The sequence below is a fragment of the Alexandriicola marinus genome (assembly GCF_004000435.1).
Lineage (GTDB): Bacteria > Pseudomonadota > Alphaproteobacteria > Rhodobacterales > Rhodobacteraceae > Alexandriicola > Alexandriicola marinus.
Window position 1 is genome coordinate 1126744 of the sequence record NZ_RBVZ01000001.1, and the last position, 13153, is coordinate 1139896.

Sequence of the window (13153 nt, forward strand, 5' to 3'; positions counted from 1 at the left end):
CGGGCCTTCGGGAATGCCGACATGATGCAGATCAAATTCAACCGGCCGACCGCGCAGGGGGCCGAAAGCGCACCGCTCAGATGGTGAAGACCGGCGCCAGCCCTTGCCATGCCTCGGCCCGGCACAGGACCGGGGGGCGGCCCGGCGTTGCCGCGAGGCTCACCGTCGCGCCACCGGGATGGCGTGCGCCGGACCAGACGTCGATCCACTGCTCTCCGTCGGGCAGTCTGACCTCACGCGACCGGGCACCGGGCTCGAGCACCGGGGCCACCAGCAGATCGTCACCCAGCATATAGGCCCCCTGACCGGTCAAACCCATCTGACCGGGATAGGCAAACGCGAGCGGCCGCATCGGCGGCACGCCCGAAGCCGAATAGGCCGCAAAGGTTGCGTCCAGATAGGGCCGGAGGCGTTCCCTCAATTCAAGCAGTCCGGTGAACAGGTCAAGAAGTTCCGGCGTATAGGACCAGACCTCGTTGTCGCCGCCGGTATCGGTGAAGACGCGGAACAGCTCGCGCCCGTAATCGACCTCGCCGTCCGGGGCGGCGAAGGGCACGCCATTGGGCACCCGCACCCCATGCAACCGGCAGATCGGCGACATGACGCCGAATTCGAACCACCGCACCAGCAATTCGTGGAACTCGGGGTTCTCGCGGTGGCCCTCGTAGAAACCGCCGATATCGGTCGTCCACCAGCCGATCCCCGATATCGCCGCATGAAGGCCGGCCGCGATCTGGGCGCGGTAATCCTCCCATGTGGACCAGACATCGCCCGACCAAAGGATCGTCGGAAACCTCTGCCCGCCGGCCCAGGTGGACCGGCACAGAAGGACCGGATCCTCGGCGCCCGCCGCCCGCAGGCCTTCGGCATAGCGGCTGGCATGAAGAAACGGAAAGGCCGAGAGCATTTCGGCCCCGTTGCCCAGATGCGTGCGCACGTGGTCGGAATGGGCTGGGCGCATCTCGGGCTCGCAGGCATCAAGCCAGAAATTGGTGAACCCCTTGTCGACATATCCCTTTTGCACCCGGTCCCAGTGGAAATCGCGGGCCTCGGGATTGAAGGGGTCGTAATAGGTCAGGAAGTGAATGCCATAGGGATCCTTGTCGGGGAACTGGATGACAACCGGCACGCCGCGTTCGGTGCGCAGCAGATAGCCCTTCTCGCGCATCTCGTCATAGGTTTCGGCATTGGCCGCGACGGTGGGCCAGATCGATACGATGGTCTTGATCCCCATCTCGTCCAGTTCCCGGACCAGCCCCTCGGGATCGGGCCAGTCGGCGGGATCGAACTGCCATTCGCCCTGCCGGGTCCATGCGAAGAAATCGATGACGATGCAGGACAGGGGCAGGTTCCGGCGCCGGTATTCCCGTGCGACCTCGAGGATCTCGGCTTGCGAGCGATAGCGCAGCTTGCATTGCCAGAACCCCGTCGCCCAGTCTGGCAACTGCGGCGGCTGGCCGGTGGCGCCTACATAGCGGGACAGGATCTCGGTCGGGCTGTCACCGGCGGTGATCCAGTAATCCAGCCCCGGCGTCGCATCCGCGAGCCAGCGTGTGACATTGGTGGCGAAATCGGCGCGCCCCGTTGCGGGGTTGTTCCACAAGAACCCGTAGCCCCGCGACGACAGAACGAAGGGCACCACCACATGGGTGTTCTGCTGAACAAGCGTCGTCGATGTTCCCTTGAGATCCTCGAGCCCGTGCTGCGGCTGGCCCAGCCCCATCAGGCTTTCGTCCGGATAGGCCCGGAACCGGGCCTCGAGCTGGAACGACCCGCCAGCGATCGCCTTGAAATTGCGCGGTGACGGACCCGCGAAATGGCTGCGCGTTTCGGCCAGCAATTCCTCGCCCGTGTCGCTGCGGACGAACCTGATCTCGGGCTCTTTCGGAACCTCGGCGCCCAACCGCCGCACGAGCCTGACCTCGGCCCGGATCCGGCCCGTGGTGAGGCTGGCCCTGGGTCCGTCGATCTCGATCTCCGACGGCGTATCTTCGGCTGGCAGAAGGGCCGAGACATGCGGTTCGACCACCGCACCGCCGGGGCGGGCGCGAACGCGCAGCGCATCGCGGCCCCAGGGTTCGATCCGGATCGTCTCTGCGTTGAAGCGGATGATAAGGGCCGATCCGTCGCGGCTGTAGGTCTCGGGCATCTGGGGTCACTTTCGGTGAAAGGAAAGGCGCAGACGGACAAATCCGCCCGGCACGACAGGTCCGCCGATCGACTTTTCGCCCCGGACCACGTCGACTACGGTAATCCGGTCGAAGCGCTCGATCAGCTGGTGGATCAACGATCGCAGGACTTCCCGCGCATGGGTGGCGCCAAGGCAGGCATGCGGACCCGAGCCGAAGGCGACATGCGGGTTCGGTTGCCTGTCGATCCGCAGGCGGTGCGCCTCGTCGAACCGTTCAGGATCAAGATTGGCGGCCGCCCAGCACAGGGCAACCCGGTCGCCGCGTTCGCACCCGGCGCCGCCGACCGGCATATCGCCGGTGCAAATCCGGCCGATATGCGTAAGCGGCGAGGTATGGCGAATGACCTCTTCGACCGCGAGGGCAATGGATCGCGGATCGGCGCGCACGGCATCGAGGTCCCCGGGCTGCGCCGCGAAATGCGCCAGCGTGGCCGCGATACAAGTGATCAACGTATCGCGGCCGCCCGCAAAGGTGACATGCGCAAAGCCGATGATCTCGTCCCGCGACAATGGCCGTCCATTCAGGCGCGCCCCCGCCAGATGGCCGAAGAAATCCGCCCCGCCTTCGGACAGGGCCCGGTCGGTATGGCGCTCGATCATCCGCAGGAGACGGTCTGCCGCCGCCTTGTCGTTGCCGGCCTCGGTCTTGAAGGCATGAAGCCCCCAACCGATCCAGCCTTCGGCTTCCTCTGCCGGCAGGCCCAGCAGAACCGCCAAAGCGCGCGACTGGATGGGAAGCGCGACATCGCGCAGGGCATCCGTCTCGGCCCCGTCGTGCAAATCCCCCAATACCCGCGCCACGACGGCATTGATCCCTTCGCGCATGTCCGGATCCGTCCGGGGGCGGCGGAAATAGTCCTGCACCAGCGCCTTGTAGCCGTCATGCAGCGGCGGGTCGGTTTCGATCGGCAATTGCCGCAGGCTGCGCACGTCGTCTTCGGCCGGGATCTGGATCCGCCCCGGCACAGCGCTCGACAGATCCTCCCATTGGCCGGCGGCGCGCCGTATCTCGGCGTAATTCACGAGAACGGGAATGATTTCGCCCCCGAAATCGCCGGCATATGCGCCCGAGGCCCGCGCCCGGGCAAAGGGATCGGACGGTTCTGTCATCGCTTTCTCAGGAAGCCGCCGTCAACGACCAGCTCGGTCCCCGTGATGAACCGCGCGCTGTCGGACAGAAGAAAAATCATCGCCTGCGCGATTTCGGCCGGTTGCGCGATGCGGCCGAGGATATGGGCCTCTGCGGCGCGGGCGCGCACTGCCGCGCCATCGGGCAACGCAGCCAGCCCGCGATCGGTGAACGCCGTGTCAACCCATCCGGGGCTGACCGCGTTGACCCGGATGCCCCGGGGCGCGAATTCGCCGCTGGTCGCGCGCATCAGGCCCAGAACCGCCCCTTTCGAGGTGTGATAGGCCGTGTATCCGTCACAGCCGATATGAGCCGCGACCGATGCCGTCAGAACGATGCCCCCGCCATCCGACACTTGCGCATGTTTCATGGCCAGCATCATGCCGCGGACGTTGACAGCCATGACGCGGCGCCAGTCCTCCCATGCCAGGTCTTCGAGACGGCCGTGGGCGTTGGTGCCCGCCACGCAGATCAGGCCCGAAACCTCTCTGATATCGGCCATGGCGGCGGAGATCTCGGCCTCGTCCGAGACGTCGACGATCAGGCTCCGGCAGTCGGGGTTTTCCACCTGATCGAGAGAGACGGGCGTGCCGCCGGCCGCGCGGATTGCCTTGACGCAGGCCGCACCGATCCCGCCCGCGCCACCCGTCACAACGATCTGTCCGGCAAGGGGTCTCATCTCAGTGTTTCCTCATCAGGCCGCCGTCCACGAAGAGCGTCTGCCCCGTCACGAAGGACGCCTCGGGCGAGGCCAACCACAGCGCCGCATCGGCGACCTCCTCCGGTTCGGCCATCCGTCCCAGAAGATGCGCCTCGCGGGCAGCGTCAAAGATGTCTTGCGGGTTTTCCGCCTCTGACAGCGCCGCGTCGGTAAAGCCCGCGTTGACCCAGCCCGGCGCCACCGCATTGACCCGAATGCCGCGATCGCCCACCTCTTGGCTCAGCGCGAAGGTAAAGCTTTCGACGGCGGCCTTCGTCGTGACATAGGCCGGGTAATCGGGCGTCGCGACATGGCCCGAAATCGAGGCCATGTTCACGATCGCCGCCCCCTCGCCCATGTGCGACACAGCGTTCTTTGCCGTCAGGAACATGTGGCCCACGTTGACGTCCATCATCCTGTCCCAGTCGGCGACAGCCATCTCGCGCACGGGCGCGCGATGATTGATGCCCGCCACGTTGATCAGGGCGTCGATCCTGTCCCATCGGCGCGCGATACGCTCAAAGGCTTCGGCCACGGCCTCTGGGTCGGTCAGATCGAGCGCGATGGACTCGGCGCCCGGCTGTTCGGCCTTCGACAGGTCGAGCAGGGCCAGTTCGTATCCGGCGGCGGCGAATGTCCGCGCGACCGCTCCGCCGATGCCGCCTGCGGCCCCCGTGATGACGGCACGCGGCATTCTACCTCACCCGCGCGCCCGAGAAGCGGTGCGCAATCATCGTCAGGATGATGACGAGACCAAAGAGGAAATCGGTCCAGTACCCGGCAAAGCCCGCACCCACCGCGCCCGAGGGGATCAGCGTCACGGTGAGCGCGCCGAAGAAGGCGCCAAAGATCGTGCCGACCCCGCCCCATGTGGGGGTGCCACCCACGAACAGGGCCGCAAGCGCGATAAGGAGATAGGCCTTCCCGCTGGTCGGGAACCAGACCATGTTCGCCATCTGGACCAGCACCGCACCGGTGATCGCCGCCGCGATCCCGGAGAAGACGAAGACACCCACGCGGATACGTTCGACATTGATCCCCATCTGGCGCGCGCTGTCGGAATTGTCGCCCACCAGCTGCACCCGCACGCCAAAGCGGTGATATTTGAACAGGACCCAGCAGAACAACGTCCAGATCAGGCACCAGACAAAGTGCATCGGCACCTGAAGACCTGTCTCGAACAGCTCCCATTTGCCGACGAACAGCTGGTAGCCGAAGGTATCGACGGCCTCGGGTGCGGTGATCGTGCGGCCCTGCGCCAGAAGATTCACAAGCCCGAGGATGAAGAAATTAAGACCCAGCGTCGCCACCAGCGACGAGATCTTTCCATAGACCACGATCAACCCGATCCCGAGCCCGATCAGCGCCCCGAACCCGAGCGTGACGAAGAACGAACCCACGACCGGCGCGCCGCTCATGACCATGTACATGAATATCCCGCCCGAGGCGCCCACGACCGAGGGAAAGGCGAGGTCCAGCTCCCCCGAGACGATCACGAAAACAAGCGCCGTCGTCAGGAACACGGTCGCCGGGACAGAGAACAGGAACGCGCCATAGAAGATCGGGTTCAGGAACAGGACAGGGTTGTTCACCGCGAAGACGCCCCAGACGAGCATCAGCGTGATGAAGGCGTTCAGTGCGCGGCCGTTGCGGCGATAGAACCGGAACCATGCCGATTGCTCCTGCCGTTTGTCGACCGCGCTTGCGTTGGCCTCGGACGGCTTGGTGGCGGCGGGTGTTGCGTCGCTCATATCGCTCTCCTCAGGCGGCCGGTTCGGTCAGGGAACCGACATCGGCTTGGCCGGTCTCGGCCAGTTGATGCATCAATTCGATCAGGTGGTCGGCGCCGCCGAACTGCGACTTCTCACCCTCGAAGGCCTCGCGCCCACGGTCAATTACGAAGAACCGGTCTGCGATTTCCCAGACGTGGTAGATGTTGTGCCCGATGAAAACGACTGTCCGGCCCGATGCCCGGACGGCTTCGACGAAGCGGAACACCTTCTGTGTCTCGGTCAGGGACAGCGCGGTGGTCGGCTCGTCAAGAACGATCACATCGGCCTTGTTGTAAAGCGCGCGCGCGATGGCGACGCCCTGCCGTTCGCCGCCCGACAGGTGGCCTACGGTCGATTCCGGGTTGAAGACCTTTGAGGTAAACCCGATCTCGCGCATCAGACGGTTGGCCTCGTCGACCTGTTTCTGAACCTGTGTAAGGCCCAGCCAGTTGGTCATCTCGCGGCCCATGAAGATATTGGTGACGATCGAATGCTGTGGCGCCAGAGCCCGGTCCTGAAAGACGGTCTCGATGCCCGCGTCGCGGGCGGCAAGCGGTGTCCAGGGTTTGCGGGGTTTGCCCTTGACGATGATCTCGCCCTCGTCGGGGTCGTGCACACCCGCGAGCGTCTTGACGAGCGTGGATTTTCCCGCGCCATTATCGCCCAGAAGGCCCAGCACCTCGCCCCTGCGGACGGTCATTGACACGCCGGACAGGGCCTCGACGTTGCCGAACCGCTTCACGATGTTGCGCATTTCGATGATCGGTTCGCCTGAGGCCGCCATCATCGTCTCCTTTGTCGGTTGAACGCGAACGCGGCGGGCCCTCGATTACAGGCCCGCCGCGCCCGGGGAGGATTGCCTAGCGGATGCCCGCCTCGGCAAGCGCGACGACGTCCTCGAAATTGTCAACGGTGACAAAGCCGGCGCCCGTATCGACGTTGAGCGGCCCGAGCTTGTAGACAAGCTGCTGGCACAGCGACAGGACCGGCAGATAGCCCTGCTGATACGGCTGCTGATCCGAGGTCACGAGGACATGCCCGGCCTCGAAAGCCGCCATGACGCCCTGACCAAGGTCGAAGCCGACACCAAGAACCTCTCCGGGTTCCTTGCCGACCGTTTCCATGAAGACGGGCGCAGCCGACAGCCACGGGCCGCCCGGATAGCCGATCAGCTTGGTTTCGGGATTGGACAGAAGCGTCGAGGTCAGAACCGGAAGCTGAAGCATCTGGTCTGCCGAGGCGCCTTCGGCCTCCTGCAGCTTGATCACCTCGAGACCCGCTTCCTCCAGCACGTCGACAAGGCCCAGTTCGCGCTGTGCGCGGTTCTCGGATTCCCAGCGGCTCATGACGATCGCCTTGTCGCCTTCGCCCAGCTGGTCGCCGGCAAGGCGCAGGGTTTCCTCGCCCAGTGCGCGGCCCTGATTGTAGAGCGTGGCCCCCACGTAGCCCGACCCGAACCGGGCCCGGATCTGGGGCACATCCACGTTCATGTACATGACCGGGATGCCCGCGGCATCGGCTTCGGCGGCCAGTGGCATCAGCGCGTCATCGCCGGGATGACCCATCATGGCAATGCCATCGGGGCGCTGGCTGATCGCCTCGCGGAACTGGGTGACCATCTTGTCGAAATCCCATTCCGAATAGACGATCTCGACATTCGCGCCGGTATCCGCGGCGGCCTGAAGCGCACCGCGATCAATGATCGAGTTGAACGCCCCGCCGGCGGGACCGCCCGAAAAGACGCGAATCGTCTGATCCGAACACCAACCCTCTTCCTGCGCGGCGGCTGCGCCGGCCGTCAGCGCGATCGCCGAGGCGGCGCCAAGCATGATTTTCGCGATATTTCGCATGTTTACCTCCCTGTGGAACGGCACGGAAACCCGCGCCTTCGAGCCAAAAACGTTTTTGGCTTATCCCGATCATTTTTCCGGAAACCCCGAGGCGTCAAGCGCTTTCTTCCCCCAAAGCGGCCTTTTTGTCTGAATGCACCGTCGAGACTTGACCAGAAATCCAAAAACGTTTTTGTATTTCCTGATCAGAAGGGACAATCGCATGATTCACCGGAACATGTCGGATCGGGATTGGTGGCGCGGAGCCTGTATTTACGAGGTCTATGTCCGTTCGTTTCAGGATTCGGACGGTGACGGCGAAGGCGATCTGCCGGGGCTGATTTCGCGGCTCGACTACCTGTCGGATTTGGGCGTCGACGCCCTCTGGATCACGCCGTTCTTTCCCTCGCCCATGTTCGATTCGGGCTACGACGTGTCCGATTACCGGGCCGTTGATCCGCGTTTCGGCGCGCTCGATGATTTTCGGACCCTGACCGACAAGGCCCATGATCTCGGGCTCAGGATCGTGATCGATCAGGTCTATTCCCACAGCTCGTCCCATCATCCGTGGTTTCAGGAAAGTGCCGCGTCCCGCGACGGGCCGAAATCCGACTGGTATGTCTGGGCCGATCCGAAGCCCGATGGCAGCCCGCCCAACAACTGGTTGGCGCGCTTTGGCGGGGTGTCGTGGGAATGGTCCTCGACGCGCAAGCAATACTACCTGCACAATTTCGTCATCGAACAGCCCGACCTGAACCTCCACAATCCGGAGGTTCAGGACGAAGTGCTGGATATCATGAAATTCTGGTTCGATCTTGGCGTCGATGGCCTGCGGCTCGACGTGGCGAATTTCTTCATGCACGACCCGCTATTGCGGGACAATCCGCCCGCGGCCCTCGCCGACCGGCCCGCCAATCCCTACTACATGCAACAGCGCGTCTTTGACCGCTCGCGCCCCGAGACCCTGCCCTTCCTCGAGCGGATGCGCGCGGTCGCTGGCGACAGGATGCTACTGGCCGAGATCAGCTGCGACTGGCAGATCGAGCGTATGGCCGAATACACCCAGCCGGGGCGGCTTCATACGGCCTACAGTTTCGAACTTCTCGGCCCCGTTCTCGATGGGCGGCATATCGCGCGCGCCGTCGAACAGGCGGGCGCCGGCGACAGCTGGCCGACATGGGCCTTTTCCAACCACGATGTGACCCGGGTTGCCGACCGGTGGGGCGCCGAACGGGTCAAGGTGCTCCAGGCGCTGTTGCTGTCGCTGCGAGGCTCGATCGTGCTGTATCAAGGCGAGGAACTTGGCCTGCCGCACAGCAACGTGCCGCGCGACAGGTTGCAGGATCCTGAAGCGATCCGGTTCTGGCCCAACCACCGGGGCCGCGACGGTGCGCGCACCCCGATGGCATGGGACGATACGCCGGGCCTCGGATTTTCGACGGCGGAGGGATGGCTTCCGGCGGAACCGGCGCATCGGCCGCTTGCGGTGTCGCGACAGGCCGGTGATCCGGGCTCGCACCTCAGCCATTGCCGGGCGATGATTGCCCTGCGCCGCACGACATCCGCCCTGCGCCTTGGCGATTTCGACACCATCGAGGCAGATGCCGACGGTCTGACCTTCTGGCGGCGGCACAACGGCCAGAGCGTTCTGTGCAGCTTCAATCTCGGCGACAGGCCACGCGCCGTCCCGGTCACGCCGAACGGGCACACCCTTGCCGGGACGCTTGAGGCCGGTCACATTCCACCGCATTCCTACTGGATCGCCGAGGCCGCCACGTGACAGCCCATCCCCAGAGAAAGACCAATATCCGCGATGTGGCCGCCCATGTGGGCATGTCCGTCTCGACCGTCAGCCGAGCGCTCAACGGCTATGACGACGTCAACGCCGATACCCGCCGCAAGGTGCAGGAGGCCGCCGAGGCGCTGGGATATCGCGCCAGCTTTGCAGCCGCGACCCTGCGCTCGAACCAGACCCAGACCGTGACCTTCATGGTCTCGAAACCCTGGACGAAGTTCGTGGATCCGTTCTTCCTTGGCATTCTCGACGGGGTCGAGATGGTGCTTCAGGCGCAGGGTTACGACCTTCAGGTCGTGATGGCGCGCGAATTCGACAGTGAAATCGACATCATCCGCCGAACGGTCGAGCGCAACCGCTGCGACGCGCTTCTGTTCGGGCGGACACGTCTCGATGACGAACGGATCGATTACCTGCAGGAGCGCGAATTCCCCTTTGTCACCATCGGCCAGACCCAGCGCAACGATCACGACTGGATCGACCGGGATCACGTCAAGATCGGCCGCACCGCGACAGAGCGTCTGATCCGGCTGGGCCATACACGGATCGCCTATCTCTCGACGCCCTATCGCTACACCTATTCGCACCACAACCGCGCGGGTTATCGCGCCGCCCTCGAAGAGGCCGGGATCGAATTCGATCCCGCGCTCGAGGTCGAATGCTTCCTGTCGCGCAACACGGGCGCCGATGCGATGACCCGGCTGATCTCGTCCGGCGCCAATCCGACAGCGATTTTCTGCGGCAATGACATGATCGCCATGTCCGCGATCGAGGCGATGCGCAGTTTCGGTCTCGAACCGGCGCGCGATATCGCGGTGATCGGCTGCGATGACATGCCGATGGCGGCCGCGTCTCAGCCGCCGCTGACAACGTTCAGCCAGAACCTCGATGCGCTTGGCATGCGGATGGGGCGGATGGTGCTCAACCGGCTCAATGGCGGGGCGGACAGGCTGCAGGATCTGGTCGAGGCCACGCTTCTGGTCCGCGAAAGCGACATGCCGCCCGCCCGGAGGAACCGGCCATGCTGAGCGTTGGCGACATCATTGCGCTGAAGGGCAAGCGCCAGCTGACCGAGCTGAACGTGGCCTGCGTCGAACATGCCGCAGCGGCCGAGGCCGCCGGCATCGACATGATCGTCTCGGGCAGTCTTGCCAACCGCGCGGCCTATCGGGCCGCGGCACCGGATACGCATTTCTGTTTCGGGCTGATCTATGGCCACCACGTCAATGCCGACGAGGCCCGGCGCGCCGCCTTCGAGGCGATGGAAGCCGGGGCCGACAGCATCTATTGCGCGATGAATTTCGACATCGTCGAGGCCATGGCCAAGGACGGGGTCCCCGTTGTGGGCCATGTCGGTCTGATCCCGCAAAAGGCCCGCTGGACCGGCTTTCGCGCCGTCGGCAAGTCGGCCGACGAGGCGCTGAAGGTGCTGGACGATGTGCGCCGCTATGAAGATGCGGGCGCCTTCGCCGTCGAGATGGAGGTGGTGCCCGAACCCGTGGCCACGGCGATCTGCGCGGCGACGCCGCTTGTCGTGATCTCGATGGGATCGGGCGGCGGTTGCGACGTGCAATATCTGTTTGCCGTCGACGTGCTGGGCGAAACCACAGGCAAGATGCCCCGCCACGCCCGGGCGTATCGCGATTTCGCCGCCGAATTCGCCCGGCTTCAGACCGAAAGGGTCGCGGCCTTCACCGAATTTCGCCACGACGTCGAGACGGGCGGGTTCCCCGCCCCTTCGGAATGCGTCGGCATGGACACGCCGGAATGGGAGGCCTTCCAACGGGGCCTTCACGATCGAAAATGACGGAGACCCTGAAATGGGATTGCTGAACCTCATCACCTTTCCGACCGAGAGGAACTACAGCCTGACAGGCCCTGAATCGCAGCGCGCGATCGAGGCGGGCCTTGCCAATGCCGAGTGGTATCGCACGCCCGTGGACCGCAAGGTCCTGAAGGAGCTGATGAAACGCACAGACGGGCCCGCCCTGCGCGACACGGCCATCTGGCTGGGGCTTCTGATGGCGACAGGTGCGGCCGGTGTGGCCCTCTGGGGCAGCTGGTGGGCGGTTCCCGTGTTCATCGTCTATGGCGTGCTCTATGCCTCGGCCGCGGACAGCCGCTGGCATGAATGCGGCCACGGGACGGCGTTCCGGACCCGCTGGATGAACGACGTGATCTACGAGATCGCCAGCTTCCTGATGGTGCGCAATTCGGTCGTATGGCGCTGGTCCCATGCGCGCCATCACACCGATACGATCATTGTCGGGCGCGATCCGGAAATCTCGGGCATGCGCCCGCCACAGCTGATCGTGATCGCGCTGAATTTCTTCGGCATCGTGGGTGGGCCGCAAAGCTTTGCGGCGATCGCGCGCAACGCGATGGGCCGGCTCAGCGCGGACGAGGCCGACTACATCCCCGAAAGCGAACGGCCCAAGGCATTCCGGGTGGCCCGAATTCACATGGCGATCTATGCCGCTACGGTGCTGGCCTGTCTGGCAACCGGGTCGATCCTGCCGGCGATGCTGATTGGCCTGCCGCGCTTCTACGGCATATGGCTTCTGTTGGTGATGGGTCTGCCGCAGCATCTGGGGCTGGCCGAAGACGTGCTGGATCACAGGCTCAACAGCCGGACGGTCCTGATGAACCCGGTCCTGCGCTTCGTCTACTGGAACATGAATTACCATATGGAGCATCACATGTATCCGATGGTGCCCTATCACCGGCTACCCGAACTGCACGCGGCGGTGAAACATGACTGCCCCACACCCTCGCCCTCGCTCTGGCATGCGTGGCGCGAGATCGTGCCCTGCGTGTTCCGTCAATTGCGCGATCCGCATCATTTCATCCGGCCCCAATTGCCGCCCGGCGCGGGGGCGCCGCAGTTCGGGCCGATAGGCCACGCGGCGGAGTAATCCGGCCTTCGCCAAAGATGCTGACAGCGCGGGCGACGCCAGTCCCGCCCGTGTGATCGCGGTACGCGCAGTGGCCGCTACACGGTCTCTCGGGGCCGACCTGCCCGATGCTCAGAGTGTCGGCCTTTAAGGTGCGTCATCGATGCGCCTTCAGCGGCGGCCCTATTGGATCTGAAGTCCGAAGAAGGCCACCGCCATCGGCACCGGAGAAACGGCGATCGCGATCGCGATGAAGGTGGGCAGCGGGCCGAAGACCCCGCTCAGCCCCGCCATCATCATGATCCCGCCGCCGCCACCGATCAGCGAATTGCCCGGCGTGTTCACCGCCAGCGCCAGCGCGACGTAGCGATACCGCACCGCAAGGCGCATTGCGCCCTTTGCGCCGTCCCCCAGAAGCAGAGCCAGGCGTTCATCCTGCGGCAGCGGTGCGATCCGGGCGATCAGGTCAGCCGCTCTGTGCATCCGAAGCAGCCGGAACCCCCGTTCCAGGATCGAAATCGGGAGAAACCGCCCGACGATAAACGCCAGCATCATCGCGGCAACCGTCGCGACATAGATCAGCGGCGCGATCCCGGGGCCGAGCGCTGCGAGCATGGCAAGGCCAATCTCGGCCCCCGGAACGAACGGGATCGCCAGAAGCCCCACATAGGCCACCGCGCCGATCATGATCGCCTGATGAAAGCGCTGTTCGTTTTCGGGACGTATCTGAAGGTTCAGCGCCTCCCGCACCTCGTGCGCGCCCCAGGTGACAACCATGACAAATCCCACCAGCGCCCCGAACCGAAGCAAGAGCCCCAGCGGGCGCAAGGTCTTGCCGGTCAA

The 13153-nt window shown here is 64.7% G+C and carries 12 protein-coding genes; 4 read left to right on the forward strand and 8 right to left on the reverse strand.

The annotated features are described in order from the left end of the window. Positions 1 to 76: 76 nt before the first annotated feature. From EP376_RS05505 to EP376_RS05535, 7 genes are all read right to left on the reverse strand, one after another. Positions 77 to 2149 (reverse strand): glycoside hydrolase family 31 protein, encoded by a 2073-nt coding sequence (locus EP376_RS05505; protein ID WP_127654509.1) that lies wholly within the window; start codon positions 2147 to 2149, stop codon positions 77 to 79. A gap of 6 nt (positions 2150 to 2155) precedes the next feature. After that, positions 2156 to 3301, reverse strand: coding sequence for a cytochrome P450 (locus EP376_RS05510; protein WP_127654510.1), 1146 nt, complete (start codon positions 3299 to 3301; stop codon positions 2156 to 2158). Next, a complete protein-coding gene (locus EP376_RS05515; protein ID WP_127654511.1) occupies positions 3298 to 3999 on the reverse strand; it encodes an SDR family oxidoreductase in 702 nt (233 codons plus the stop codon). Before EP376_RS05515 ends, EP376_RS05510 begins: the two co-directional genes overlap by 4 nt. Position 4000: 1 nt before the next feature. Beyond that, positions 4001 to 4714, reverse strand: coding sequence for an SDR family NAD(P)-dependent oxidoreductase (locus EP376_RS05520; protein WP_127654512.1), 714 nt, complete (start codon positions 4712 to 4714; stop codon positions 4001 to 4003). A gap of 1 nt (position 4715) precedes the next feature. Then, positions 4716 to 5771 carry an ABC transporter permease gene (locus EP376_RS05525; RefSeq protein WP_127654513.1) on the reverse strand — a complete coding sequence of 352 codons (1056 nt, stop codon included), beginning with the start codon at positions 5769 to 5771 and terminating at the stop codon, positions 4716 to 4718. Positions 5772 to 5781: 10 nt separating this feature from the next. Next, positions 5782 to 6576: an ATP-binding cassette domain-containing protein gene (locus EP376_RS05530; RefSeq protein ID WP_127654738.1), complete on the reverse strand. Its 795-nt coding sequence runs from the start codon at positions 6574 to 6576 to the stop codon at positions 5782 to 5784. A 76-nt stretch (positions 6577 to 6652) separates the two neighbouring features. Next, positions 6653 to 7642, reverse strand: coding sequence for a substrate-binding domain-containing protein (locus EP376_RS05535; RefSeq protein ID WP_127654514.1), 990 nt, complete (start codon positions 7640 to 7642; stop codon positions 6653 to 6655). Positions 7643 to 7844: 202 nt separating this feature from the next. Here EP376_RS05535 and EP376_RS05540 point away from each other — a divergent pair, with 202 nt between their 5' ends. The 4 genes from EP376_RS05540 to EP376_RS05555 are packed head-to-tail and all read left to right on the forward strand — an operon-like array spanning position 7845 to position 12331. Then, positions 7845 to 9401, forward strand: a complete 1557-nt coding sequence (locus tag EP376_RS05540) for an alpha-amylase family glycosyl hydrolase (protein ID WP_238928579.1) — start codon at positions 7845 to 7847, stop codon at positions 9399 to 9401. Then, on the forward strand, positions 9398 to 10444 hold the full coding sequence (locus tag EP376_RS05545; protein ID WP_127654515.1) for a LacI family DNA-binding transcriptional regulator: 1047 nt from the start codon (positions 9398 to 9400) through the stop codon (positions 10442 to 10444). Before EP376_RS05540 ends, EP376_RS05545 begins: the two co-directional genes overlap by 4 nt. Beyond that, complete coding sequence (locus EP376_RS05550; RefSeq protein WP_127654516.1) at positions 10438 to 11223, forward strand: 3-methyl-2-oxobutanoate hydroxymethyltransferase; 786 nt, start codon at positions 10438 to 10440, stop codon at positions 11221 to 11223. Before EP376_RS05545 ends, EP376_RS05550 begins: the two co-directional genes overlap by 7 nt. A 13-nt stretch (positions 11224 to 11236) precedes the next feature. Continuing rightward, positions 11237 to 12331, forward strand: a complete 1095-nt coding sequence (locus EP376_RS05555; RefSeq protein WP_127654517.1) for a fatty acid desaturase family protein — start codon at positions 11237 to 11239, stop codon at positions 12329 to 12331. Positions 12332 to 12493: 162 nt separating this feature from the next. Here the strand turns inward: EP376_RS05555 and EP376_RS05560 are convergent, their stop codons facing one another. Further along, entirely contained in the window at positions 12494 to 13153 is a 660-nt protein-coding gene (locus EP376_RS05560; RefSeq protein ID WP_127654518.1) for a hypothetical protein, read from the reverse strand.